At 62.5% G+C, this 25,522-nt stretch carries 25 protein-coding genes; 22 read left to right on the top strand and 3 right to left on the bottom strand.

Going from position 1 to position 25,522, the window contains the following annotated elements; translation table 11 throughout:
* The first annotated feature begins 6 nt into the window (after positions 1–6).
* The 6 genes from RAS12_RS07385 to RAS12_RS07360 all read left to right on the top strand — a co-directional run bounded on the left by RAS12_RS07385 (position 7) and on the right by RAS12_RS07360 (position 6,157).
* Entirely contained in the window at positions 7–1,881 is a 1,875-nt protein-coding gene (locus RAS12_RS07385; RefSeq protein WP_306946778.1) for an ABC transporter permease, read from the top strand.
* Positions 1,881–2,744, top strand: coding sequence for an ABC transporter ATP-binding protein (locus RAS12_RS07380; RefSeq protein WP_306946776.1), 864 nt, complete (start codon positions 1,881–1,883; stop codon positions 2,742–2,744). Before RAS12_RS07385 ends, RAS12_RS07380 begins: the two co-directional genes overlap by 1 nt.
* Positions 2,737–3,480, top strand: coding sequence for an ABC transporter ATP-binding protein (locus RAS12_RS07375; RefSeq protein WP_306946774.1), 744 nt, complete (start codon positions 2,737–2,739; stop codon positions 3,478–3,480). Before RAS12_RS07380 ends, RAS12_RS07375 begins: the two co-directional genes overlap by 8 nt.
* Positions 3,477–5,204 (top strand): FAD-binding protein, encoded by a 1,728-nt coding sequence (locus tag RAS12_RS07370; protein ID WP_306946772.1) that lies wholly within the window; start codon positions 3,477–3,479, stop codon positions 5,202–5,204. The genes RAS12_RS07375 and RAS12_RS07370 overlap by 4 nt, the downstream gene beginning before the upstream one ends.
* Positions 5,204–5,572: a 2Fe-2S iron-sulfur cluster-binding protein gene (locus RAS12_RS07365; RefSeq protein WP_306946770.1), complete on the top strand. Its 369-nt coding sequence runs from the start codon at positions 5,204–5,206 to the stop codon at positions 5,570–5,572. The genes RAS12_RS07370 and RAS12_RS07365 overlap by 1 nt, the downstream gene beginning before the upstream one ends.
* A 96-nt stretch (positions 5,573–5,668) precedes the next feature.
* Positions 5,669–6,157 (top strand): winged helix DNA-binding protein, encoded by a 489-nt coding sequence (locus RAS12_RS07360; protein ID WP_306951345.1) that lies wholly within the window; start codon positions 5,669–5,671, stop codon positions 6,155–6,157.
* A gap of 8 nt (positions 6,158–6,165) precedes the next feature.
* On the opposite strand, the gene RAS12_RS07355 is transcribed toward RAS12_RS07360, so the two are convergent.
* Together RAS12_RS07355 and RAS12_RS07350 are read right to left on the bottom strand one after the other, a co-directional pair.
* On the bottom strand, positions 6,166–7,329 hold the full coding sequence (locus RAS12_RS07355) for a CaiB/BaiF CoA transferase family protein (protein WP_306946768.1): 1,164 nt from the start codon (positions 7,327–7,329) through the stop codon (positions 6,166–6,168).
* Positions 7,319–8,650, bottom strand: a complete 1,332-nt coding sequence (locus RAS12_RS07350) for an acyl-CoA thioester hydrolase/BAAT C-terminal domain-containing protein (protein ID WP_306946766.1) — start codon at positions 8,648–8,650, stop codon at positions 7,319–7,321. The genes RAS12_RS07355 and RAS12_RS07350 overlap by 11 nt, the downstream gene beginning before the upstream one ends.
* A gap of 230 nt (positions 8,651–8,880) precedes the next feature.
* Here RAS12_RS07350 and RAS12_RS07345 point away from each other — a divergent pair, with 230 nt between their 5' ends.
* The 16 genes from RAS12_RS07345 to RAS12_RS07270 all read left to right on the top strand — a co-directional run bounded on the left by RAS12_RS07345 (position 8,881) and on the right by RAS12_RS07270 (position 23,661).
* A complete protein-coding gene (locus RAS12_RS07345; RefSeq protein ID WP_306946764.1) occupies positions 8,881–9,687 on the top strand; it encodes an ABC transporter ATP-binding protein in 807 nt (268 codons plus the stop codon).
* A 2-nt stretch (positions 9,688–9,689) separates the two neighbouring features.
* Complete coding sequence (locus RAS12_RS07340) at positions 9,690–10,493, top strand: ABC transporter permease (RefSeq protein ID WP_306946762.1); 804 nt, start codon at positions 9,690–9,692, stop codon at positions 10,491–10,493.
* Between the two features lie 51 nt (positions 10,494–10,544).
* Positions 10,545–11,549, top strand: coding sequence for a zinc-binding dehydrogenase (locus tag RAS12_RS07335; RefSeq protein WP_306951343.1), 1,005 nt, complete (start codon positions 10,545–10,547; stop codon positions 11,547–11,549).
* 21 nt (positions 11,550–11,570) lie between these two features.
* Positions 11,571–11,996: a PaaI family thioesterase gene (locus tag RAS12_RS07330; protein WP_306946759.1), complete on the top strand. Its 426-nt coding sequence runs from the start codon at positions 11,571–11,573 to the stop codon at positions 11,994–11,996.
* An 11-nt stretch (positions 11,997–12,007) separates the two neighbouring features.
* Positions 12,008–12,862, top strand: a complete 855-nt coding sequence (locus RAS12_RS07325; RefSeq protein ID WP_306946756.1) for a VOC family protein — start codon at positions 12,008–12,010, stop codon at positions 12,860–12,862.
* Complete coding sequence (locus tag RAS12_RS07320) at positions 12,852–14,387, top strand: class I adenylate-forming enzyme family protein (protein WP_306946753.1); 1,536 nt, start codon at positions 12,852–12,854, stop codon at positions 14,385–14,387. Before RAS12_RS07325 ends, RAS12_RS07320 begins: the two co-directional genes overlap by 11 nt.
* 60 nt (positions 14,388–14,447) lie before the next feature.
* A complete protein-coding gene (locus RAS12_RS07315) occupies positions 14,448–15,533 on the top strand; it encodes an ABC transporter substrate-binding protein (protein WP_306946751.1) in 1,086 nt (361 codons plus the stop codon).
* Positions 15,530–16,291 carry an ABC transporter ATP-binding protein gene (locus tag RAS12_RS07310; RefSeq protein WP_306946748.1) on the top strand — a complete coding sequence of 254 codons (762 nt, stop codon included), beginning with the start codon at positions 15,530–15,532 and terminating at the stop codon, positions 16,289–16,291. The genes RAS12_RS07315 and RAS12_RS07310 overlap by 4 nt, the downstream gene beginning before the upstream one ends.
* A gap of 3 nt (positions 16,292–16,294) precedes the next feature.
* Positions 16,295–17,077, top strand: coding sequence for an ABC transporter permease (locus RAS12_RS07305; RefSeq protein WP_306946745.1), 783 nt, complete (start codon positions 16,295–16,297; stop codon positions 17,075–17,077).
* Positions 17,049–17,831, top strand: coding sequence for a class II aldolase/adducin family protein (locus RAS12_RS07300; protein WP_306946743.1), 783 nt, complete (start codon positions 17,049–17,051; stop codon positions 17,829–17,831). Before RAS12_RS07305 ends, RAS12_RS07300 begins: the two co-directional genes overlap by 29 nt.
* Positions 17,832–17,859: 28 nt before the next feature.
* Positions 17,860–18,852, top strand: coding sequence for an ABC transporter substrate-binding protein (locus RAS12_RS07295; protein WP_306946741.1), 993 nt, complete (start codon positions 17,860–17,862; stop codon positions 18,850–18,852).
* Between the two features lie 144 nt (positions 18,853–18,996).
* Entirely contained in the window at positions 18,997–19,491 is a 495-nt protein-coding gene (locus tag RAS12_RS07290; protein WP_306946738.1) for a rhodanese-like domain-containing protein, read from the top strand.
* A 1-nt stretch (position 19,492) separates the two neighbouring features.
* The gene (epsC, locus tag RAS12_RS07285) at positions 19,493–20,422 is read left to right on the top strand and encodes a serine O-acetyltransferase EpsC (RefSeq protein ID WP_306946736.1); all 930 of its coding nucleotides are present in this window, start codon (positions 19,493–19,495) and stop codon (positions 20,420–20,422) included.
* Positions 20,419–20,652 carry a helix-turn-helix domain-containing protein gene (locus RAS12_RS07280; RefSeq protein ID WP_306946734.1) on the top strand — a complete coding sequence of 78 codons (234 nt, stop codon included), beginning with the start codon at positions 20,419–20,421 and terminating at the stop codon, positions 20,650–20,652. Before epsC ends, RAS12_RS07280 begins: the two co-directional genes overlap by 4 nt.
* Before the next feature lie 85 nt (positions 20,653–20,737).
* The gene (locus RAS12_RS07275) at positions 20,738–21,670 is read left to right on the top strand and encodes a family 2A encapsulin nanocompartment shell protein (RefSeq protein ID WP_306946733.1); all 933 of its coding nucleotides are present in this window, start codon (positions 20,738–20,740) and stop codon (positions 21,668–21,670) included.
* A gap of 8 nt (positions 21,671–21,678) precedes the next feature.
* Entirely contained in the window at positions 21,679–23,661 is a 1,983-nt protein-coding gene (locus RAS12_RS07270) for a family 2A encapsulin nanocompartment cargo protein cysteine desulfurase (protein WP_306946731.1), read from the top strand.
* An 84-nt stretch (positions 23,662–23,745) separates the two neighbouring features.
* Here the strand turns inward: RAS12_RS07270 and RAS12_RS07265 are convergent, their stop codons facing one another.
* Positions 23,746–25,398 carry a methyl-accepting chemotaxis protein gene (locus RAS12_RS07265; RefSeq protein WP_306946729.1) on the bottom strand — a complete coding sequence of 551 codons (1,653 nt, stop codon included), beginning with the start codon at positions 25,396–25,398 and terminating at the stop codon, positions 23,746–23,748.
* Between the last annotated feature and the right edge of the window lie 124 nt (positions 25,399–25,522).

The raw sequence follows: 25,522 nt of genomic DNA, 5'->3' as shown, positions 1-25,522 counted from the left end.
GACGTGATGGAATTGTTCTTCAGCCAGGTACTAAACGGTCTGGCAATCGGTCAGGTGTATGCCTTGATCGCGCTTGGGTTTTCGCTGGTATTCGGCGTTGCCAATCTGATCAACTTCGCCCAGGGCGCGCTCTTCATGCTGGGCGCATTCCTGGCATTCACCGGGGTGTCATTCGGGCTGCCTTTGTGGGTGGCGGCAATTTTGTCGGTGCTGGCGACCACGGTGCTGGGTATGTTGCTTGAGCGCGTGGCGTTGCGTCCGCTGGAGAACGCGCCCTACATCGCGCCGTTGCTGTCGACATTGGCGATCAGCATGGTTCTCGACCAGCTCGCGGAAATTATCTGGTCGCCGGAAGGGCAGGTGTTTGCGCTGCCTTACGAAGAAAAGACCTTCTTCGTGGGCGGCGCCTACATCGGCAGCACGGATATTCTGATTTTCGGGTTCGGTCTTGCGGCGACGGCCGCCTTGACCTGGTTCTTGCGCAGCACCTGGACGGGGCGTAGTTTGCGCGCCACCGCCCAAGACCGCGACGCGGCCTCCCAATTGGGCGTGCGCACGGGTCAGGTCAAGCAACTGGCGTTTGGCCTGGCGGGTGCGCTGGGCGCACTCAGCGGCATTTTGGTGGCGATGTACTTCAAGAGCGTTTTTCCGCAAATGGGGTTGCCGTTCGGGCTGAAAGGTTTTGCCGCGGCGCTGCTTGGGGGCTTGTCCAGCATCCCCGGCGCGGTGCTGGGCGGTCTGCTCCTGGGCGTGGCCGAGACGCTTGCCAGTGCTTATCTGGGCGAGGGGTATCGTGATCTGGTGGCTTACGCGCTGTTGCTGTTGTTCTTGCTGGTGCGGCCGCAAGGCCTGCTTGGCGACCGGCGGCTGGAAGCCTTGGGCGGCGTGTCGGGCGCATCTGGGCCAATGCCAACCACAAGTTTGCTGGCGTCTTCGTCGAGCCAGCGCGCGGCGTGGCGTTCGTACCGGCTACAGCCTCGCGGCTATTTGATGGCGGGTGTGGTCTTTGCGCTGTTGCCGCTGCTCACGCAGAGCGGCTATGTCTTGCAAGCCTTTTCCTACGCGTTGATTTTCGCCTTGCTGGCAGCCAGCGTGACGCTGGTGTCAGGCGCTCTGGGCGTGCTGTCCCTGGGACATGCGGCGTTTTACGGTGTGGGCGCGTATGCGGTGGCCATTCTGGCCAAGCAGTATGGCTGGCCTGTGGAATTGGCCTTGCCCGCAGCGGCGTTGATAACGGCTGCCGTGGCAGTGTTGGCGGCGCTGCCGTTGCGCAAGCTGAATGGCCATACCGCGGCGTTAGGCACGCTGGCTATCGGGCAGGTGGGTTTTCTGGTGTTCATGACATGGATCGATCTGACGCGCGGCCCGATGGGTATGCCCGGCATTCCAGCGCCCCGGTTGGCGCTGGCGGGTGATCTGCGCTTGGGCAGCGTGTCGCACAAGTATTGGCTGGTGGTTGCAGTGACGGCAATGGGCCTGTTTCTGGCCGAGCGCCTGCTCCGTTCGGATATTGGACGCGCATGGCGCGGTATCCGTGAAGACCGGCTGGCGGCGCATACCAGCGGACTGCCAGTGCTGCGGTATCTCTTGCTGGGGTTTGCGGTTTCGGGCGCGTTGGCGGGTCTGGCAGGCGGGCTGTTTGCCTATGTGCAGTCCGTGGTCAGTCCCGACAGCTTCTCGGTTCAAGCGTCGCTGTTGCTGCTGGCGATGGCGGTTCTTGGCGGATTGGGCAATTTGGCAGGAGCCGCCGTTGCGGGTATTGCGCTGACCTTGCTGCCTGAATTGCTCAGGCCGTTTGCGGACTGGCGAATGATCGCCTATGGCGTGCTGCTGTTGTTGATGCTGCGGTGGCGGCCCCAAGGCTTGCTGGGAGCGCATTGATGAATCAAAAACAGAATACAACGCCGGTCGGTCTGACGGCGCAGGCCGTGTCGCGCCATTACGCCGGTGTGCGCGCGGTGCATGACGTCAGCTTCCATCTGGCGCCGGGGCAGACGTTGGCCCTGATCGGCCCGAACGGCGCAGGAAAATCCACGCTGATTCAGTTACTTAGCGGCGTTGCCCGGCCCAGCGCCGGTTCGATATTTTTGGACGGCAAGCGTATTGATCGCCTGCCGCCCGAGCGCATTTGCCGCATGGGACTGGGCCGCAGTTTTCAGACCTCGCGGGTGTTTCCTGCCTTGACCGTATGGGAAAGCGTGCTGCTGGGCACGCAGGCGGCGGCGTTGCGCCAGCTTGGCGGCGGCTTGCTCAATCCGCTGTCCGAAGCGCTGGGCGCTCTTGTCCGCTCGCGGGGATGGCGCAAGCGCACAGGCATCCAGCACGAACGTGCGGAGTACGCAATGCGGTTATTTGGTGATCGCCTGTGGCAGCGCCGCGACGCGCCTGCCTATAGCCTGTCTTACGCGAATCGCCGGCGCCTGGAGCTGGCCCGAGTATTGGCGGGCGATCCGCGTTATGTGTTGCTGGACGAACCGGCCGCTGGCATGAATCCCACGGAAACGGGCGAACTGACGGAGCTGCTGCTGACCTTGCGCCGCACTCATCCCGAGCTTGGCCTGTTGGTGGTGGAACACAAACTGTCGCTCGTGCGGCAGGTGGCGGATCACCTGGTGGTGCTGAACCAGGGGCAGGTGTTGGCCGAAGGCGCGCCTGCGCAAACTTTGGATGATCCGGCGGTGATCGAAGCTTATCTGGGACGGGTTCGCACCCGCCCGTCGGAATCGGATGCGCATCTTGGCTGACACTCTTTCTATTCATGCGGCGCCGCCGCTGCTCGCCATTGCCGGGCTGGACGTCCACTATGGCGCAGTACAGGCGCTCTTTGGCGTATCGCTGCATGTGCAACGCGGTGAAGTCGTCGCCGTCCTGGGTGGCAACGCCTGCGGCAAGTCCACAACGCTGAAGTCCGTGCTGGGGCTTGTCCGGCCATCTGCCGGTTCCATCCATTTGCGCGGCTTGCCCATACACGGTCAGGCGCCAGCAGATGTCATCGCGCAAGGCGTGGCCAGCGTGCCGGAAGGCAGGCGGGTCTTTCCCGAAATGAGCGTGCAGGAAAACCTGCTGATGGGCGCATGGCCGCGCCGCGCCCAACGCGCCGAGGTGGCCGCCGACCTGGAGCGGGTCTATGCCAGTTTTCCGCGTTTGGCGGAACGCCGCCGCCAACTGGCTGGCACCTTGTCAGGCGGCGAACAGCAGATGCTGGCACTGGGCCGCGCATGGCTACGGCAGGCCGAACTTGTTTGCATCGACGAGCCGTCGATGGGCCTGTCGCCCAAGTTTGTCGATAGCGTGTATGAAATCCTGTTCCGCTGGAAAGCGGCGGGCCAGACGATTCTGCTTGTTGAGCAGAACGCGCGCATGGCGCTGGAATTGGCGGACCGGGCCTACGTGTTGCAGCATGGACAACTGGTTACGGAAGGCGCGGCTGCGGAATTGGCGGCCGATGGCGCGGTGCAGCGGGCGTACTTGGGGGCATGATGAACGATCTTGATATCGATACCGATGTGCTGGTGATCGGCGCAGGCGCGGCGGGTATGAGCGCCGCAGTGGCGGCAGCCGAGAACGGCGCTCGCGTGCTGTTGGCCGACCGCAGTCTTATTGGCCGGGGCGGGGCTACCATCATGGCGCAAATGACGGTAGCCGCGGCGCTGGGCGAACAAACCGAAGACCATTGGCGTCATCACTACGACGACACACTGCGCGCTGGCCGGGGCTTGTGCAGCGAGCCGCTGGCGCGGCTGCTGTGTGAAGAAGGCGTGGATGCCATCCGGCTGCTTGAGCGTTGGGGCGTGGGCTGGGCGCGCGAGGCCACTCATCTGCGTCAGGCCCATGCACCGGGGCATGACCGGCCTCGCTGTGTGTACGTGGACTATCTGAATACCGGTCCGGCAGTGGCCAAGACATTGCGCACGCAGGTCGCCCGGCATGACAGTATTCGCCGCGCGGGTGATCTGTATGTGGTGGATGTGCTGGTGCGTGATGGCGTTGCGGCCGGCGCGCTGGCGCTGCACCTGGACAGCGGCCGGCCGGTAGTGATCCGGGCGGGCGCCGTCATCGTCGCCACGGGCGGGCTGACACGTTTGTACCGCCGCAACAGCGCGTCCAGCAATATGGGCGGCGATGGATACGCTTTGGCGGCGCGGGCGGGTGCACGGTTGATCGATATGGAGTTTGTGCAGTTCTTTCCGATCGGGCATTTGGCACCCAGGCTGGTCGGTCTGGACCCGATCATGTGGGACCCGTTTCGCTACAAGCTGGGCGGCGAGCTGCTGAACGGATTGGGCGAACCGTTTGTCGGCAATTACGACAGCGCGTCGCAGGCTACCGGCCGGTATGTTGTGACGCGGGATGCGGCTACCTACGCCATCGTCAAAGAAGTGGAAGCTGGACGCGGCACACCGGCAGGCGGCGCCTACTTGAGCTTTCGGCATGTACCGCCCGAGAAATTGCGCGAGGCCTTTGGTCCGATCATCGACACGCTGGCATCCAATGGCATCGATTTGACCCGCGACATGGTCGAAGTGGCGCCCATTGCGCACTATCACATGGGCGGCGTGCGCGTGGGCGTGGACATGCAGTCAGATGTGCCGCGTTTGTTCGCCGCCGGCGAGGCAGTGGGTGGCGCCAACGGGGCCAACCGCCTGTCAGGCAATGCCATCACCGAGGCCGTGGCATTTGGTTTGCGGGCAGGGCGGTATGCCGCAGAGGCGGCTCAGGCGGCGCCCGCGCTGTCTGCCGCTGCGCTGCGTGTGCAGGAAGCTGTGCGTATCCACGCACTGGAACAAGACGACTCGCGAGTCAATCCGCCCAATGCGGCGGCCTTGCTGCGGCGTCTTCAAGAAACCATGCAAGCGGATGCCGGCCCCTTCCGCACGCGGGCAGGACTTCTGCGCGCTCAATCGCAGTTGCAGGCGCTACGCGACGAATTGGGCGATACCTTGACCGGCAGCGCGGGTCCGCACGATGCGCGCCGCATTGATTGCCTGGACCTGCACAGCATGCTGCTTGTGGCCCAAGCTGTCGTGGCGTCTGCGCTGGCGCGCGAAGAGAGCCGGGGCGCGCATCAACGAGAAGACTTTCCCAGCCTGGACCCCGACTGGCGTTTGAACCAGACCGCTGTGCTTGATCCACAGGGTTGGCGGCTGGAACCACAAGCTGTCTGGACGGCGGGTCCACACCAAGAAACGGCAGGAGCGACGTAGTGGCCATCCCAAACGAATCAGAGACCTGCGTCAACTTGTCGGTGCTGCGCGGGCTGGCCGAAGGCCCATCCCACTATGACGACTATCAAATACCCACGGCGCAGGCGGCCTCCTTGCTGGATGCCTTGCGGTGGATTCGCGAACAACACGACGACAGTCTGGCATTCCGCTATTCCTGTATCAATGCAAACGCTTGCAAGGAATGCATGATGCAGTTTGACGGGAAGGTGGTGTATGCCTGCGTGGCACGGCCGGTGCCGGGCGCGCGCCATGTGGTGGAACCGTTGCCCAACAAAACGCGGCTGCGTGATCTGGTTACGGCGATTGCGCCCGCAAAGGAACGGCTGGTGAATGATGAATCCGACTGACAACGTACTGAGGAGAAAAGCACGGTGAGCAGCAAGCGAGCGACCAAGCAGCACATCGATACGGCAAGCCAGACGCCACAGGGCGCTTTGCGGATTATGTCTGCGGCGCACCTGGCAGAAGGCGCGCATCCCGAGCTGTCAGAGCTGGAATTCGGCATCATCGTGGCCAATAATGCGTTCCAGCGATGGATCACGCGCTGCATGGCAGCCGCCGGCGCGCAGGATCTGGGCGCCACAGACATCCTGGTACTGCATCACGTTCACCACCGCGGCCGCGGCAAACGCTTGGCGGACATCTGCTTCACGCTGAACTATGAGGACACCCACGTCGTTAATTACGCCTTGAAGAAACTGATTGGCCAGGGCCTGATTCAAAGCACGCGCAGCGGCAAGGAAGTGTTCTATGCCACGTCGCAACACGGTTCTGAATTGCTGGGGCGGTTCCGCGAGGTGCGTAAAGAGTGTTTGTTGCAAAGCGTGGAAAGCGAGCTGGACGACGCGCAGGAACTGTCTCGCATCGCCAGCCGCTTACGTTTTCTGTCAGGCATCTACGACCAGGCGGCACGCGCCGCCTCGTCGTTGTAGCCGGCCAACTAGCCCAGCAAGCCGAGCGACTGGGCGCGGTCCACTTGCGCGGGCGACAGCCACTGACTTAGCGCCACCAATGCCGCCGTGCCCCGCAAGGGCTGCGCCACCGGGCTTATCGGCGGGGCTGCGCTGCGGCTAAAGCGTGGCGCCGCTGCGGGCTGTGACACGCCGTCGATCTCAATAAACGTGCCACGTGCCTGCATATGGGCGTGCGCCGGCGCTTCTTCAAAGCTAAGTACGGGCGCGAAGCAGGCGTCCGTTCCTTCCAGCAGCGCGCACCATTCATCACGCGTGCGTTGAGCAAATGCTGTCGATAGGTGCTGCCGCAAGGCGGGCCATTGCGCACGGTCTGACTGCTGTTGCACTAGTGCTGGCGGCAGGTCCAGCAAGGCCAGCAGCTTTTCGAAGAACTTGCGTTCCAACGGGCCGACGGACACATAGCGGCCATCCCGGCAGGCGTACACGTCGTAGAAGGGCGCGCCTGAATCGATCAGATTAACGCCCCGTTCGGCGCGCCAGACGCCTGCTGCGGCCAAACCGAAGAAGGCGGTGGACAGCGAGGCCACGCCATCCACCATGGCTGCATCAATGACCTGACCCTGGCCGCTGCGCGTACGTTCCAGCAATGCGGCCAGAATGCCCAGCGCCAAATACAGTCCACCTCCCGCAAAGTCGCCCAATAGCGCCAGCGGCGGCGTTGGCGGCTGACCTTGGCGGCCTATCGCGTCCAGTGCGCCTGTCAGCGCCAAGTAGTTGATGTCGTGTCCAGCAGACTGCGCCAACGGCCCGTCCTGACCCCAGCCCGTCACCCGGCCGAAAATCAGGCGCGGGTTGCGCGCCAGGCAAACGTCAGGACCCAAGCCCAGACGTTCCATGACGCCGGGCCGGAAGCCCTCGATCAACACATCGGCGTTTTCCAGCAAATCCAGCACCAGGGTGACGGCATCTGGCTGCTTAAGGTCCAGTGCTATCGTCGTACGGTTACGCAATAGCAGGTTGAAGCGCAGATCACGCTGAATGCCTTGTTCCACCGGCTCGCGCCGTTGAATGCGCAGCACCGTGGCGCCCATGTCCGCCAGCAGCATTGCTGCCAGCGGCGCCGGGCCGATACCTTCCATTTCAATGACGGTCAGGCCGGCCAGCGCACCGCCCGCAGTCTTATCCGGCATGTGCGACGGCCAGCGGCGTGTGTTGAGCCACCGCGTTGGACAAGAAGCGGTGCACGGTTTCCCAGGAATCCACATTGGCGCGAGCATTCGCTGCGGCGTCGCCGCCGCCTGTCAGCACGACCCCGGACACCGCATGCGCCCGCGCGAGCTCGGTGGTTGGCACGTGCGGCGCTTGCAAAGCATGCCCGGCCTGGGGGTAATCGTGGTGTTCAACGGCGTGCGGGTGATCTGCCGCCTTCAACGCCTGGGCCACGTCACGCGCATATTGCGTCGACGGCCAATAACCGTCATCGCCCGCCGATAGCAGCAGGACAGGCCCAGCAATGCGTTCGACGGGAATCCGGGCTCGGGCGACAGCCGTTTCATCCTGCTGGGCCTGCACAAAGGCTTGGGCCTGGCGGCGCGGCTCGGGCAGGGCGTCAACAAGGCTCCAGTCTTGCGCAGCATTTTGTTCCCAAACGTGCGCAAGCGCTTGGCCGCCTTGCGTCCAGGCGGGTTTGAAGCGGCCTTCGCCGGGTTTGCCTGCGTTCAGTACGCCGTGCACGACCGAGCTGGGCACATAGGCAATCACCGCCGATACGGCGCGAGGGTAAAGGCTGCCCAGCAACAGCGCCAGTTCGCCGCCGCGTGAATGGCCGCTGACCGCAACAAAATCTCCGGCCGGCTTGACCGTGTGGCGCAACCATTGCAGCGCTCGTTCGAAGTACTCCAATGGAATGCCCGAAAGATAGTCGGGCAGACCGGGCGCACCAAAATAGCCCAACGCAAGCGCCGCGTAACCATGCGAGGCGAACAGGGCGGCGCGCGCATCATTGATGCCGCCGCCCGAGCCGTTGAGCACAACGATGGCAGGGTGGGGGCCAGGGCCAGCCGGAAGGTATAGCGTGCCAACCAGACCATCTTGACGCAGTTCCTGCCGGACGGCGCCGGGTGCGGCGTAGTGCTGTTCAATACGCGCCGACGCATGGTTGCCGTGGCCGTCGGTGGCGGACGCCAGTGTGTGAATCGCGCCGTCCGCGCCCGCTGGCGCGAGCAACAGCGCGGCGTCGGCATCGTCCGTCAACAGAACGGATTGAGACCAGAACGGTCCTTGACCGTCCACGCCTGCATAAGCGCCAGACTCTGGCGCCTGCTGCGCAACATCAATCGCGCCATTGGCATCCAACAGATACACGTTGCGGCTGCGCCAGACCTGTCCGTCGGCCTGTTTCGAGGTCAGCGTGAGCGTGACGGGAGTGTGCGCGGCGAAACCAGACAGCGTAATGGCGCGCGGAACGTCGATCAATGCGACGGCGGGGTGGATGGCAATGCGGGCAGTCATAGGATGCGTTTTCCGAAAACAACAGCGAAGGCCATCGAACTTAGGCGCTGATGACGCCGTCTCCAAGGAAGCTTTTCGCATAGCGTTACTTGTTTTCCGGCTAAGGACGAGCCGCAATTAGCAGATGGGAAATCGGTAGTTCCGAAGCATGTGCGCGACGCATAAGCTGCAAGGCATGTTGTTGTTACGCCGTAGTGTCGGTGTGGACAGCATCGCTAACAAAGCCCTTCATGACCGATCTGTCCGACATTCATCACGCTCACCGCACTTCGCCCAGCCTTCAAGCGACTCCTGCCGCCATTTCGCTAAGAAACGTGTCCAAGCGCTTTGCACGCCGCAATGACGCGCCGCTGCATGTGCTGGACGAAATCAATCTGGATATACCCCACGGGCAGGTTGTGGCCATTCTGGGCGCATCGGGTTGCGGCAAGAGCACGCTGCTGAATCTGATCGCCGGGCTGGCCCACCCGGACGAAGGGGCCATTCTGGTTGAAGGCGCCAGCACGGCGGCCTACACCGATTGGCGCGCGGTGGGATACCTGTTTCAGGACGACCGCTTGTTGCCTTGGCGTACTGCGCGCGACAACGTCTGCTTCGGTCTGGAAGCGGGAACGCTGCCCCGGTCGCAGCGTCAGACGCGAGCGCTTCAAGCGCTGGTCGCTGTGGGCCTGACCGGTTTCGAGAAAGCCTATCCCCACGAACTCTCTGGCGGCATGCGCAGCCGGGTTGCCTTGGCGCGCAGCCTGGTCAACGAGCCGCGCATCCTGTTGCTGGACGAACCCTTTTCCAAGCTGGACCCGGGCACCCGTGCGCAGATGCATGCGGAACTGCTGGCTATTCAGGCCAGCCGTAACATGACTGTCGTCTTTGTGACGCATGACGTCGAAGAAGCGATCGTGCTGGCCGATCAGGTGGTGATCCTGCAACCGCGGCCCGGCCGTATCCGGGAGATCGCGCCGGTGACGCTGGCGCGCCCGCGTGTGCCGGCACAGGTCGAGGTTGCCGAACTGATCCGTCAACTTCGCGTGCTGGTGTAGGTATGACTCAGTCTTCCATTACCAGCGAGCGCACCTCGCTCTGGCGCGTCATGGGCGGCAACGCCGGCAAGCGCCTGTTGCTCGCCGCGCTGTTGCTGGCCGCATGGGCGTTTGCCGCGCGCGGCGTGCCGGCTTACATCCTGCCGGGACCGGCCCGCGTGGCTGACGCCTTGGGCCGCTTGTTGGCTAGCGATACATTTTGGCGCGACCTGGGCGTGACGTTCTGGCGGGTAATCGCCGGGTTTTCGCTCGCGGCCGTGGCCGGCACGGCGCTGGGGCTGCTGTTTGGCAGCCGCCGCAAGCTGGGCGAGTTCTTCGAACCGGTCCTGGCCGTGACCAACACCATTTCGTCAGCGATCTGGGCAATTTTCGCGATCATCTGGTTCGGTATCTCGAACGCCACCACCATCTTTGTGGTGTTCATGACGGCGTTGCCGCTGATCCTGACCAACGTCTGGCAGGGCGCGCGCTCCGTGCGCGCCGACCTGGTCGAGCTGGCGCACAGCTTTCGCATGTCGCCCCTGCGGATTCTGCGCAAGATTTATGTGCCCACCATCCTGCCCGATTTCTTCTCGGGCGCGCGGCTGGCCTTCGGCTTTGGCTGGCGCGTGTCGCTCGTGGCGGAAACCATCGGCGCATCCAATGGCGTGGGCTACCGGCTGCGTCAGGCGGCCGATCTGGTGCAAACGGATCAGGTCTTCGCCTGGACCATCACGCTGATCGTACTGATGATGCTGATCGAGTTCTGCGTGCTCAAGCCGCTGGAAACCTATCTGTTCCGCTGGCGCCGCGCGGCAGCGGACTGACTTCTTAGATTTTCTCTTTTCATTCACGGATTCAATCGTATGTCCCAAACCATGAAGGCGCTGGTGCTCAACGCGCACGGCGACCTGGACCAACTGTCGGTCGTCGAAGACAAGCCTGTGCCGCAGGTGATTCCCGGCCACGTGCTGGTGCGCGTGCGCGCCTCTTCGTTCAACTATCACGACGTATTCACAGTCCAGGGCATGCCCGGTATCAAAGTGCCGTTGCCCGTGGTGATTGGCCTGGATCTGGCGGGCGATATCGCCGAGGTCGGCTCGGATGTGACCGGCTGGAAGGCGGGTGATCGCGTCTTGGTCAATCCGCTGAATCGCGAGAAAGGCCTGATGGGCGAAATGCTGGACGGCGGCATGGCGCAGTACTGCCTGGTGTCGGCCGCGCAGTTGCTGCCGTTGCCCGCCAACGTTACCTACGCGCAAGCCGCCGCCTTGCCCGTGGCTTACGGCACTGCCCATCGCATGCTGGTTACGCATCGCACGGTGCAGCCTGGCGACCGCGTGCTGATCCTGGGCGCAAGCGGCGGCGTGGGCACGGCCAGCGTCATCCTGGCAAAACGGCTGGGTGCGGAAGTGATCGCCTGCGCAAGCGGCGCGGACAAACTGGCCCGCCTGCGAGAGATCGGCGCTGATCACGTGGTTGATTATCGCGAAACCGACTTCTCCAAATGGGCCATTCAGCAATATGGCAAGCCGCAACGGCGCGGCACCGAAGGCGGCGTTGATGTGGTGGTGAACTTTACCGGTGGAGACACCTGGGTGCCCTCGCTGCGCTGCATTCGCCGGGGCGGCCTGCTGCTGACCTGCGGGGCCACCGCCGGTTACGACCCGAAGGAAGACCTGCGCTACATCTGGAGCTTTGAACTGACCGTGAAGGGCTCCAACAGTTTCTACGACGACGACCTGCGCGCGCTGCTGGACCTGGTCGATCGCGGAGATATCGCGCCGTTGATTGACCGCGTGGTGCCGCTGGAAGAAGCAGCCTTAGGGCTGGCTGCCATCCGTGACCGCAAGGTCATCGGCAAGATCATCGTTGCTCCTTGAACCTGACCCGGAAAATCGAACATGTCTGAACAAAACCTGCCCGTTGCCGCCGAGATCCAGACCCGCTTGCTGCGCAGCCCCTATCACCAGTGGCTGGGCCTGAAAGTGCTGTCCGTGGGCGAAGGCGAAATCACGTTGCAAGCCACGTGGCGCGAAGAATGGTCGGTCAACCCCGACAACCCCTACACCCATGGCGGCATACTTGCCGCGCTGATCGACCTGACCGCCGATTGGGCGCTGGTGTCGTATACCGGGCGCGGCGTGCCCACGGTGGATTTGCGCGTGGACTATCACCGCCCGGCAATTCAGGGCGACCTGACCATCCGCGGCAAGGTCGTCAAGGCCGGCAAGCAGCTGTCGGTAGCCGAGGCGCGCATTGAAGACGCGCAAGGCGTGTTGCTGGCCAGCGGGCGGGGCGTCTATCTGACCACGCCGCCCAAGGCCTGAAGGCATCCGTCATGCAGAACGCTTTGCCGCTGGACCATCTTGTGGTCAACACCCGTTTCGACACCGATGAGGCCGCGCGCCTGTTTGGAGGGCTGGGTTTCACGCTGACGCCGCAAGGCCGCCACGCTTTCGGGTCCGTCAACCACTTGATGGTGTTCCAGGACGACTATCTGGAATTGATAGGCTTGCCGACCGATGGGGGCACCTTGCGCCAGGAAATTCTGGACAACCCAGGCGGCATCGACGGGCTGGTCTACAAACCCGCCTCGGCCGACGACGTTCATGCGGCGCTGTCCAAGGCCGGGGCATCGGTTGCGCCCTTGCATGCGTTCACCCGGCCGCTGGAGTTGGACGGCGCCTGGCACGAGGCGAGCTTTCGCACCGTGCGCTACACACCGGGCGCATTTGAAGCCGGGCGTGTCTATTACTGCCAGCACCTGACGCCCGAACTGGTATGGCGCCCTGAATGGCAGGCCCACGCCAACGGCGTCTTGGGGCTCGCCGGTTTGACGCTGGTGTCCTCGCGCGCGCCGTCCGATGCCTTGGCCTATGCGCAGGCCGCGTTCGGACAGGTGCATTTGGGAGCGGAAGGTTTTTCCATTCCCAGCCCGGGATTCTCGGTGACGCTTCTGGACCCGGAAGCCTATGCGCGGCGTTACGACGACCTGGGCTGCGACAGCCTGGGCCGGGACAGCTTCTTTGGCGCCATCGTGCTGCGCGCTGGCAAGCCCGAGGCCTTGCAGCGCCACGTTGCCGCGCTGGGTGAGCAGGTGCGCAGCCAGTCGTGGCAGCGCGATGGCGAAAGCGGTCTGGCCGTGGCCTTGCCTGGACTGAACACCTTGCTGGATTTTGTTTATGAGCACTGAGCGCAAGTTCCACTCCTATAACTTGGGCAATCTGGCGCCACCGGATGGCGACCCCGCCGAATTGGCTGTGATCGCTCTGGACGACGACCTGAACGAAACCCGGCTGACTTCGGGTGAGCTGAGCAGCCTTTCGGACGCGGTGGCGCGCGGTCTGTTGAACCGTGGCCTGCTGCGCGGAGACCGGATCGCGGTGCTGGCGGCCAACAGCGCGCAGTACCTGGCCGTGCTGCTGGGCGCGCAACGCGCTGGTCTGGTGGTCGTGCCCGTCAACTACAAGTTTCCGCGTGCTTTGTCCGACTTCGTCATCCAGGACAGCGGCGCAAAGCTGGTGTTCTGCGACACGGCGCGCCGCGCTCAGGCGCCCGATGGCCTGCCCGTCGTGGAGTTTGGCGGCCAGGGTGATAGCGGGTTTGACGCGTTGCTGAATCCGGGGCCGTTCCAAACGGTCACACCCGAGCCAGACGAGCCCGCGTTCTTTTTGTACACATCGGGTTCCACAGGAAAACCCAAGGGTGTGATGCTGTCGCACCAGAGCCATTTGTGGGTGGTAAAGACCCGGCTTGACGGGCAAAGTCTGGCTGGCGAGCGGTATCTGATCGCCGCGCCGATGTATCACATGAACGCGCTGGCCCTGTGCCAGTTGGCGATCGCGGGACAAGCGACGATTGTGTTGCTGCCGCAATTCAAGGCGCGCCCCTACATCGAGGCGATTGCACGGTATCGGCCCACATGGCTGACCTCGGTGCCGCCCATGATGGCAATGGTGCTGCGTGAACAAGACCTGCTGGCCGATGCCGACCTGAGCAGTGTGCAAGTGGTGCGCATGGGTTCCGCACCGGTAAGCGAAGCCCTGCAAGCCGCCATCCGTCATGCCTTGCCCCAAGCGCGCGTCATTAATTCCTATGGCACGACAGAAGCCGGCCCAGTGACCTTCGGCCCGCATCCCGATGGCGTGGCGCAGCCCGATATGTCCATCGGCTACGCGCATCCCCAAGTGCAGGTGCGGCTGGTCAATGCCGAGGGCGCGCAGGCCGAACAGGGCGTGTTGCACGTGAAAAGCCCCGGCATCATGCTGGGTTATCACAATCGCCCCGATATCCGCGCAGCGATTACGCCTGACGGGTATTACGTCACGGGCGATGTGCTGCGCCGCGACGCGCAGGGCTTCTATTACTTCGTTGGCCGCGACGACGATATGTTCGTCTCGGGCGGCGAAAACATCTTTCCCGGCGAAGTCGAGAAGGTGCTGGAGACGCTACCCGGCGTGCAACAGGCTTGCGTTGTGCCGGTGCCGGATGACATCAAGGGCCACAAACCCGTGGCGTTTGTCGTGCCCGCCGCCGCAAGCGGCTTGACGGAAGACGCCGTCAAACAGCATGTGCTGGCCCACGCGCCTGCCTATCAACACCCGCGCCGTGTCTGGTTTCTAGACGCGCTGCCTCTGGCCTCCACCAATAAAGTCGACCGCAACTTGCTCAAGCAGCAAGCCGTGGACGCGCTGCGCGAAACAGGCGCGTTGGCCTGAACGAGGCGCCGACCCTCCATGTTTGATTTTTCCCTGATTGTTTACCCACGGATACTCGCAATGAAGAAGACCTCTCGCACTCTGGCCCGCGCAAGCGTGGCCGCCTTGGCGCTGTCCGCCGCGTCGGCCGCGCATGCCGCAGACGCGGTCACCGTGGCGCTGGGCATCCCCTTGACGGTTGCCAGCGGCGGCGTCTATGGCCTGGGCAAAGACCTGGGTTATTTCGACCAGGAAAACATCGAGGTAAAAACTATCGTGTTCCAGGGCGCAGGCGCTTTGCTGCCGCAAGTGGCGTCCAAGAAAGTCACTATAGGTTTGCCGCTGCCAGAACCCGTGCTTGCCAGCTACGAGACCGGCAAGACGCCGTTGCCCGTGCGCTACTTCTACAACACCATTCCGTCCAACGAGCTGGAACTTGCCGTGCTGGCGGATGGACCGATCAAGACGATCAAGGATCTGAAGGGTAAGAAGATCGGCGTGGGCGCGTTGACCTGGGGCACGATTCCCTCCACCCGCGCGTTGTTGCGCCAGGAATCGCTGGTGCCGGGCAAAGACGTGGATATCGTGGCGGTAGGCGTGCTGGGATCGGGTTTTCTGGCGCTGAAAGAGGGCAGGGTCGATGCCCTGAACTTCAACAGTTCCTGGACGGCCATGCTGGAACTGACCGGTACCAAGGTGCGCCGCCTGCCGTACCCGCCCATATTCCAGAAGATCAACAGCAACGGCTTTATCGCGCATGAAGACACCCTGCGTGACCAGCCGGACCTGCTGGCCCGCTTCGGCCGCGCTTACACCAAGGCGGTGCTGGCGTGCGACGCCAACCCGCGTCTATGCGCAGAGACGTTCTGGAAGTACCAGCCCGAGGCCAAGCCTAAAGACGGCGACTACCAGAAGAACCTGGACGAGGCCATCGTGCTGGTGAAAAAGCGTATGGACAGCACATTGCGCCGTCCGGACGGCAGCGACCGCGTGGCGGGCGAGTTCGATTTGCCCGTGATCCGTTCATTTGTGGGCGCCATGCACGCCGCTGGCGAATTCAATACCGATGCCATCCCGGTGGAAAAGATCTTCAGCAACCAACTGGTGCCGCAGTTCAGCAGCTTTGACGCTGCTGCCGTACGTGCTCAGGCCAAGGCGGCGCAATGACGGCTACGCCCTTGTTGCAGGCGCAGGCCGTGTCCGTGTCCTACCAGACGCGGCGGGGTAGCATCGACGCGTTGAGCGACGTGGATCTGCGCGTGGGCGAGGGCGAGTTCGTGACGATTCTGGGGCCGTCTGGCTGCGGCAAGTCCACCTTGCTCAAGCTCGCTGCGGGACTGCTTTCGCCCACCCGTGGCCGCATCGAAGTCGCGGGAACTCCGGTCGATGGACCAAACCGCGACATAGGCGTGGCGTTTCAGAAACCGACCTTGCTGCCGTGGCGGACCGTGTTGGACAACGTGCTGCTGCCCAGCCAGACGCTCGGTGAAGACGGCCCGTCGGCTCGGCAGCGCGCCCGCGAACTGCTGGAAGTTGTGGGTTTGCGGGACTTTGCCGATAACTATCCCAACGAGTTGTCGGGCGGCATGCAGCAGCGGGTCGGCCTGGCCCGGATGCTGCAACGCGATCCCAAACTGCTGCTGATGGACGAACCCTTTGCGGCGCTGGATGCCATGACGCGAGAGGCCTTGACGCTGGAATTGCAGCGTATCTGGATGCGCGACCGTAAATCCGTGTTGTTCATTACTCACAGCATTCCCGAAGCCGTCTTGCTGTCCGACCGCGTTCTGGTCATGTCGGCGCGGCCGGGCAGGGTGGTTGAGGACTATCACGTGGATATCGCCCGCCCGCGCTCATTGGCGACGCTGGCAGAACCGGCATTCGTGGCGGCCACCGATCACCTGCGCCGCCACTTCATCAGCTGAATCATGCAAAGACTGACTTCTGTCCTGTATCCCTTGGCCACGCTGCTTGTCGTGCTGCTGGCCTGGCATCTATCCGTCAAATTCTTCCAAGTTCCCGACTACATCCTGACGACGCCGGGCGCCGTGTTCAGCGCGCTGGTATCCGTGTTTCAGGACGGCACCATCTGGCGCCATATCGGCTATACGGTGTCTGCAACCGTCATCGGTTATGCCATAGGCAGTGTGCTGGCGTTGGTGCTGGGCGCGGTGCTGGCCGAGTCCCGCACCTTTGAGAAGTTTGTGTATCCCTTGCTGGTCGCCATCCAGGCCACGCCCAAGGTGGCATTGGCGCCGTTGATTCTTGTCTGGTTCGGGTTTGGCTTGGCGTCCAAAGTGGTGCTGGTCGTTCTGATCTGCTTTTTCCCGCTGTTCATCAACACCATCGTCGGCATCCGCCGTGTGGACCCGGATCTGGTGGACGCGTGCCGGGCATTTTCGGCATCGCGCTGGTACATCTTTCGCCACGTGAAGCTGCCTGCCGCTGCGGGCGACATTTTTGCCGGCTTGCAGATTGGCGTGTCGCTGGCGCTGATAGGCACTGTTGTGGGCGAGCTGGTGTCGTCCGAGGCCGGACTGGGATATCTGATCGGGTCCGCAGCCGTCAATCTGAATGTCAGCACCATGTTCGCCGGGGTCATTCTGCTGGCGGCGTTTGGCATCACAGGCGCGCAAAGCGTGCGCTGGCTGCATCGCAAGATCGTTTTCTGGGAGGCTGCCGGTGGCGCAGATACTCAAGCCCGCAGTTGAGCCCCCACTTGATTCCGCCCGGGCTCAAATGCGCGCTGATCTGGCGGCCTGCCATCGGCTGGCTGCCCTGTATGGCATGACGGACCTGATCTACACGCACATTTCGGCGCGTCTGCCGGGCGCGGACGATCAATTCCTGATCAACCCGTTCGGCCTGCTGTTTGAAGAGATTCGGGCGGACAACCTCGTCACAGTCGGGCCAGATGGCGAATTACTGGACGACCCGAGCGGGCTGGGCATCAACCGGGCGGGCTTTGTGATTCATTCGGCCGTGCATCAGGCGCGGCCGGACGCGGTGTGCGTCATGCATACCCATACGCTGGCTGGCGTGGCGGTGTCCTCCTTGCGCGACGGCTTATTGCCGTACACGCAACATGCGGCCCGCTTTCATAACCGGATTGGCTACCACGCCTATGAAGGGGTGGCCGTGGATCTGGATGAGCGCAACCGTCTGGTGCGCGATCTGGGGCCGCACAAGGCGTTGATGCTGCGCAACCACGGGCTGCTGACCTGCGGGGCGACCGTGGGCGAGGCGTTTGAATTGATGTTCTTTCTGGAATTCGCCTGCCGGGCGCAGTTGCAGATACAGGCAACGGGCCAAGCCGTCGCCGTGCCTGCGCTCGACGCCATCGAACGGGCGGCGGCAACCTTTGACCGCGCTGCGAGCCGCAGCGGACCGCGCCTGTGGCAAGCCTTGCTGCGCAGGTTGGACCACATTGACCCTTCTTATCACTCAATGCCGCGCGGTCTATGACATCGCGCGGTTCTCTATCGGAGCACACATGAACATCCTGCAACTTATCAAACGCGCCGCGGCGCTGACGCTGCTTGCTGGCACGGTGGCGGCGTCGCCCGCACAGGCCGAGAAGATCCGCGTTGGTTACTGGCCCAGCGGTCTGACACTGGGTTACGGCGCTGTCCTTGAGGCCGGCAGTTTCTTCAAGGATCAAGGACTGGAGGTGGAGTACGTACATTTTTCGGACGTCAATGGACCTACCCGCGCCATCGCGGCCAACGCGATTGATCTGGCGTTCGGTTCACCCGCCGCGGGCGCTTTCGCCCTGGCCACCGACGGCGTGCCCGTCAAGATCATTCTGGCGACTCAGCCATCGAACGTGTCGTTCGTAGTACTGGAAGACTCGCCGATCAAATCGCTTGCCGACCTGAAGGGCAAGAAGATCGGCATGTCGCCAGCGGGCAGCTCCACTGCCACCATCGCCAATGCGGTGCTTGCGGGCAACCATGGCATCAAAGAGAACGAGTTCACGCTGGTCCCCGGCAACGAGCCGCGGCTGGTGCAGTTCCTGGCGCAAAAAGAAGTGGATGCCGCCGCGCTGCGCAACGTGACCACAGCGCAATTGAAAGATCTGAAAGTTCGCACCTTGTCGACGTTCGGCGAACAGTGGAAGACGCTGACCAAGGGCGATAGCGTGCCGTACAACGCGGTCGGCGTAGTGCGGGCGGAGTACCTGCAAAAGAATCCTGATGCGGTGGTGCGAGCGATCGTGGCCTTGCGCCAAGCGCTGGAGTACGGCAAGTCCAATCCCGCCCAAGTAGTCAGCGCGGTGCAAAAGGCGGCCAATCTGCCGCAGGCGGATGCACAGGTGTTTGCAGACTTGTGGGATGAGAACTACCGCGTGTCGCTCAACGCCGCCGACCTGGAAACGCTCAAGCGCGAATTCCAGATTTTCAAAGACAACGGCACGCTGAAGGGTGATTTGCCTGCGGGCGCGCTGGACGCCGGCCCGTACGAACAATCCCTGGCCCGCAAGTAAGCCTGCGAGCAAGCGGGCAGGGCGGCTACACAACCAGCGGTTGTTAATTTCCGACTTTTTATTCATTTGGATTTCGCGGCTTTGGGCCTAGATTGTGGGTTCTGTCGCCCTTGCCGCGATCCCTTGTTTGGAGCCCCTTCCACCATGAGCTACGACACCACCGAAGCCGCCGTATCTGAACGGGTCTTGCCCGCAACCCTGGAACAAGCACGCGCCCGGGCGCTGGAACAGCATCTGCCGTATTCAGGCGGCGTCTCGCCGGACGACGCCTGGACGCTTGCCCAAAACGGCGCAGCCGTATTGGTGGACGTGCGCTCGGCCGAAGAACGCAAGTTTGTCGGCCACATTCCCGGTACGGTGCATGTGCCGTGGGCGACCGGAACCAGCCTGACGCGCAATCCGCGCTTTGTGCGCGAACTGGAAGCCAAAGTCGCGAGCGCTGGCGGTAAAGACGCAGTCGTTCTGCTGCTGTGCCGCAGCGGCAAGCGTTCCGCCCTGGCAGCCGAAGCGGCAGCCAAGGCCGGCTTCTCGTCTGTCTTCAACGTCTTTGAGGGATTTGAAGGCGAGATCGACGCCAATCAACACCGTGGATTGAACGACGGTTGGCGCCACCGTGGTTTGCCCTGGGTTCAGGACTGATATGGCGGTATTCGATCTGGATGGCGTGGTGCGGGCGCTGGAAGGCATCCGGGCCGAATGGAGAACTTCCCAACAACGCACCCGCGAACCGGGTGAGCGCGAGTTTCCCTCCCGCGAAGCGTTGGCCGATATCTTCGATAAGTTCAAGCGCGCGCTTTTTCCCATGCGGCTGGGCCCCGTGGACATGCGCCACGAGAGCGAAAACTTCTACGTGGGTTACACGCTGGATGCCGCCTTGCGGAGCCTGCTGGAACAAGCGCGTCTGGAACTGCGGCGCTATGCGCCGGATGATGCCAGCGTGGATGAACGGGCGGCGCTGGTCGTGCGCAGCTTCGCGGCCGCCTTGCCTGACGTGCGGCGTCTGCTGGATAGTGATGTGCTGGCGGCGTATCAGGGCGATCCGGCCGCGCGCAGCGTGGACGAAGTGCTGCTCTGCTATCCCGGCATACACGCGCTGATCCATCACCGGCTGGCCCATCAGCTCTATTTGCTGGAACTTCCGCTGCTGGCGCGCATTGCGGCCGAAATCGCGCATGGCGAAACGGGCATCGACATCCACCCCGGCGCGCAGATCGGCCCGGGCTGTTTCATTGATCACGGCACGGGCGTCGTCATTGGCGAAACCGCGCGTATCGGGCGGCGCGTGCGTATTTACCAAGCCGTGACACTAGGCGCAAAACGCTTTGTCACGGATGCGGATGGCAATCTGGAAAAAGGCGTGGCCCGCCATCCCATCGTGGAAGACGATGTCGTCATCTATGCCGGGGCCACCATCCTGGGCCGCGTGACGCTGGGACGGGGCGCCGTCATTGGCGGCAATGTCTGGATCACTGAAGACGTCGCCGCGGGCGCCGCCGTGACCCAAGCCGGCCCCCGCAGCACACAACGCCAGCGAGAACAGCCGGTGGCCGAGCAGGAGCCTGCTGGATGAGCCAAGACGTCGTGAAGGTGTTTGGCCGCACCGTGCGAGCGCTGCGCGAAACCCAGGGCTGGTCACAGGAACAATTGGCGGAGCGTTCCGATCTGGACCGTTCCTATGTGGGCGAGATCGAGCGCGCGCGCGTCGTTGCGTCAATCGTGACCGTACACAAGCTCGCCACTGCGCTGCAATTGGATGCGGCAAGCCTGTTGGCGCAATGCGGAAGATTCAACCCCGAATGATGGCGATAGCCTGTTGTCGCTCGGTTGGGCGGCGCGCAGACTTCGGTTCAGTCATTTTGATTATTTGTTTATTTCGGAGATTCATATGAGTGCCACCGTAGGCGGGACCGTCGCACTGGGCGACAACGGCGCAAGGCAGTTAGCCAACGCCACCAAAACCGTTCCGCAACTATCCACCATCAGCCCCCGTTGGCTGACCCATTTGCTGCAATGGGTGCCGGTGGAAGCAGGCATCTACCGCCTGAACAAAGTCAAGAATCCCGAAAACATCAAAGTCACATGCACGGCGCGCGAGGCCGAAAACCAGCTGCCGCGCACCTTCGTCGACTACGAAGAGAATCCGCGCGAGTACTTCCTGAACGCCGTCAGCACCGTGTTGGACGTGCATACCCGCATCTCTGATCTCTACAGCAGCCCGCATGACCAGATCAAGGAACAACTGCGCCTGACGATCGAAACGATCAAGGAAAATCAGGAAAGCGAGCTGATCAACAATCCCGATTACGGTTTGTTGTCGCAGGTGACCGAAGAGCAGCGCATTTTCCCGCTGACCGGTGCGCCCACGCCCGACGATCTGGACGAACTGCTGACCAAGGTTTGGAAGGAACCCGCTTTCTTCCTGACGCATCCGTTGGCCATTGCCGCCTTTGGCCGCGAAGCCACGCGCCGCGGCACGCCGCCGCCTACCGTCAGCCTGTTCGGATCGCAGTTCATCACGTGGCGCGGCATTCCGCTGATTCCTTCGGACAAGGTGCCGGTGGCCGATGGTAAGACCAAGATTCTGCTGCTGCGCGTGGGCGACAAGCGTCAGGGTGTGGTCGGTCTGTATCAGCCCGGTTTGCCCGGCGAGCAAAGCCCGGGTCTGTCCGTGCGGTTCATGGGCATTAACAACCATGCAATCGCTTCCTACCTGATCTCGTTGTATTGCTCGCTGGCTTTGTTGGCCGACGACGCGCTGGCCGTGCTGGATGACGTTGAGATCGGGAAATATCACGACTATCCCGATACCTACAAGTAGGCCGCGCGATGAGTCTTGCAGATTCCTCTGTGCCGATTGCCGCCTTGGGCGGCTTGCCGGGCGCGCCGGAAGCGCCCATCGATCCGGGTGAGCTTTCCCGCCTGGCCAACGCCTTCTTCTCGGCGCTGCCAGGGCAGGGCGTGGCGAGTAATGTGCCGGCGGCCGTGCCCCCTGGGGTGCAGGCGCCCTTGAATGTCGCGCCGCCCGGTTCGCCGCTGGTCAGCCCTGCGGGCTTGGGCCCTAGCGTGCCGGGGACCCCGATTCCGCAAGGCTATGCGCCGGGAGCCAACCTGGTGCCCGCGTCGCCCGCGCAATTGCCATCACTGGCGCATCGCGCCCCAGCGTTGTTGCCGCACGCGCAGGCCGGTAACGGCTTGCCGGACAATGTCGTGACGGCGGTGCCTGCATACGAACCGCGCTTTGGATCGGGTGCTACGGGCATTGCGCCCGTGGTTGCCCCGTCTGATGGTTCGGCCCGCGCGGCTGCGCCGTACTATTTCCTGGATGCGTCGCACGGCCAACCATTGGCAGGCAGTGCAGACAGCCCCAATGTACTGGGGGCAACGCGCGTCAGTGATCAGTTGGCGGGGTATTCGTTGCCTGCTTCGGCTCCCGCTGCCGCATCGCCCCAGCCCGCTTCCAATCCAGCGCCTGCCGGCGACCCGCGATACTACTTCGTGGACGCCGTGGTGCTGCCCAGCGGCTATGTGACGCCAGCGCATCCCAATGCGCGCACGGCGCCGCATGCAGGTTCGGATGCGCGTCCGCCATTTGATGTGCACGCGGTGCGGCGCGACTTTCCCGTATTGCAGGAACGTGTCAACGGCCGCCAGCTGGTGTGGTTCGACAACGCCGCAACCACGCACAAGCCGCAAAGCGTCATCGATCGCATTGCGTATTTTTACGCTCACGAAAACTCCAACATTCACCGCGCAGCGCACGAACTGGCTGCCCGCGCCACGGACGCCTACGAAGGCGCGCGTGAACGGGTCAGACGCTTTATCAATGCGCCGGACGTGAACGAAGTGATTTTCGTGCGCGGCACCACCGAAGCGATCAATCTGGTCGCCAAAAGCTGGGGCGCGCAACACGTGGGTGAGGGCGATGAGATCATCGTGTCGAACCTGGAACACCACGCCAACATCGTGCCCTGGCAGCAATTGGCCGCCGCCAAAGGCGCACGCCTGCGCGTGATTCCCGTCGACGACAGCGGCCAGATTCTGCTGGATGAATACCAGAAGCTGCTCAATGACCGCACGCGTATCGTGTCGGTGACGCAGGTCTCGAATGCGTTGGGCACGGTAACGCCTATCAAGCAGATCGTTGACCTGGCGCACCGGGCGGGCGCCCGCGTGCTGGTCGATGGCGCCCAGTCGGTATCGCATATGCGGGTGGATGTGCAAGACCTGGGCGCTGATTTCTTCGTGTTCTCGGGCCACAAGATCTTCGGACCCACTGGGATTGGCGCAGTCTGGGCCAAGCGCGAGGTGCTGGAAGACATGCCGCCGTGGCAAGGCGGGGGCAACATGATTGCCGATGTGACTTTCGAGAAAACGGTATTCCAGCCCATACCCAATAAGTTCGAAGCCGGTACTGGCAATATCGCCGATGCCGTCGGATTGGGTGCGGCGCTGGACTACGTGACGCGATTGGGCATTGAAAACATCGGCCGCTACGAGCACGAGCTGCTGGTCTACGGCATGCGCGGATTGGGCGCTATCAAGGGCGTGCGGCTGATCGGAACGGCGGCAGAGAAAGCCAGCGTCATGTCGTTTGTGCTGGCCGGCTACAGCACGGAAGAGGTGGGTCAGGCGTTAAACGATGAAGGCATCGCTGTGCGCACGGGCCACCATTGCGCGCAACCCATCTTGCGCCGCTTTGGCGTGGAAACCACGGTGCGGCCGTCGCTGGCGTTCTACAACACCTACGACGAGATCGATCGCTTGCTGCAAGTGGTGCAACGCTTGTCTTCTGCCCGCCGCAACGGCTAAGGCGAGCTTGCGGCCCGGCTCTGCATGCAGAGCCGGGCCGCACGTTTTACTGATGGCGATGTTGCCTTCGCATCCACTCGTCGTCTATCGCATGAGCCGCTCGTGTTGGACAACGCCAGGATAGTGTTCAACATATGACGCCGTTGGCCGAACGGCATGGCTGATGTCCGACGTATTGAACAAGCCGACCAGCGTTCTCAAATGAGATGCCTGTTCGCTTGCCGCAACTGCCAGGCTGGTGGCGTCATCCGCAAGTGCGGCATTTTCCCGCGTGTTCCGGTCCAGGCCGCGGATGACCTCATTCACTCCGGCAATGCGAGTGCTTTGTTCGTTACTGGCCACCGAGATTTCGCGCATGATGCTCGACACCGTTTTCACACTTTCAACGACTTCCTGCATGGTCGTGCCAGCGTGATCCGCCAAAGTATGTCCGGCTTGCGTATTCTCCACCGCCGCGCCGATAAGAATCTTGATTTCTTTGGCCGCTGCCGCTGAACTCTGCGCCAACGAACGCACTTCCGCCGCCACAACGGCAAAGCCGCGTCCTTGGGCGCCTGCTCGGGCGGCTTCTACGGCAGCGTTCAGTGCCAGAATGTTGGTCTGGAAAGCAATGCTGTCTATCACGCCGATAATTTCGGATACCTGCTGGGAAGATGCGTCGATCTTACGCATCGTGGCGACGACTTCTGCCATGACCTCGCCGCCCCGCACGGCAACTTCGGAGGCCGACTCAACCAAATGCGTGGCATGTACAACGTTCTGGCGGTTCGTGTCCACGATGGATGTCAGCTCATCCATGTAGGACGTGGTCTGTAGCAGGGATGCTGCTTGATCTTCTGTTCTGGCGCTGAGATCCCGGTTGCCCTCCACCAGGGCGGCTGCATTATTGACAATCGATTCCGTGCCTTTACGCACATCAGACACAATGCTTGCGAGACTGTCTCGCATATGGGCGATAGAACTGATGACGCCTCCGGCCTGTGCGGCTTTCGTGTCGATATTGACCAGAAGATTGCCGCCTGCAATACCCGATGCAATCGCGCTGAGTTCATAGGGTTCAGCACCCAGAGCGCGCCGGATAGAACGAATGGTCAGGCTAACAATCAAGACTCCCAAAACGGCGCTAAGCAAAGTGATCGCGATCATGAACGTCTGAAAGCCCGCCGCGGCTTCACGCGCGCTGGAAGACTCCGCCTGATTCATACGCTCTTGCAGATCAATGAACTGGTTGATGCGAGCCAGCCATTCAATGAACGCGGGGCGCGCTTGCTCCAGCATGAGATTCACGGCAGCTTCATGCCGTCCTGAATTGCGTAGCTCAATTACCCGATCGATCAGCGGCAACGTGTGCGCTTCGATGTCCTTGATACTGGCCAGGATTCTTCTTTCCTCAGTTGAGACATTGCTGTCGTTGTCGAACATCTTGTCCAGCAGCACGGCGGATTCCGCATAGGCAGCGGCCAACTGTGAAATTTCCTGGATGAACGTGCTGGTTTGTCCTTGCGGGGCCAAGACCACGTCGCGCAGGCTGATCGCCCGGTCATGGACGCTGCCACGGAAATTGATCGCATAGCGCTGCTTGACACTGTTCAGATCGCCGATCGTGGTCAGCGAATTCGATATGGCATTGACGCGGGTGATTCCCATTGCGGTCAAAAGGCACATCATCAGCAGTACAAGTGAGAATCCCAAGACCAGACGAGATTTCAAAGACAAGTTGGAAAAGAGGCGAGGCATGTAAACGCAGGCTCCGAGATGGCGCAGACCTGAAGAAAAGTCGGCATTGTTATTAGGAGAGAGCCCGAGTTTCTGATGCCAGCAACCGGTCTTCCAGGACAGCACGAAGGTATGGCAAATGCCC

The organism is Achromobacter seleniivolatilans, assembly GCF_030864005.1.
In the GTDB taxonomy this organism is placed as follows: domain Bacteria; phylum Pseudomonadota; class Gammaproteobacteria; order Burkholderiales; family Burkholderiaceae_B; genus Achromobacter; species Achromobacter seleniivolatilans.
The sequence above is the reverse complement of the archived record's forward strand: the minus strand, read 5'-3'. Positions and strand labels throughout refer to the sequence as shown.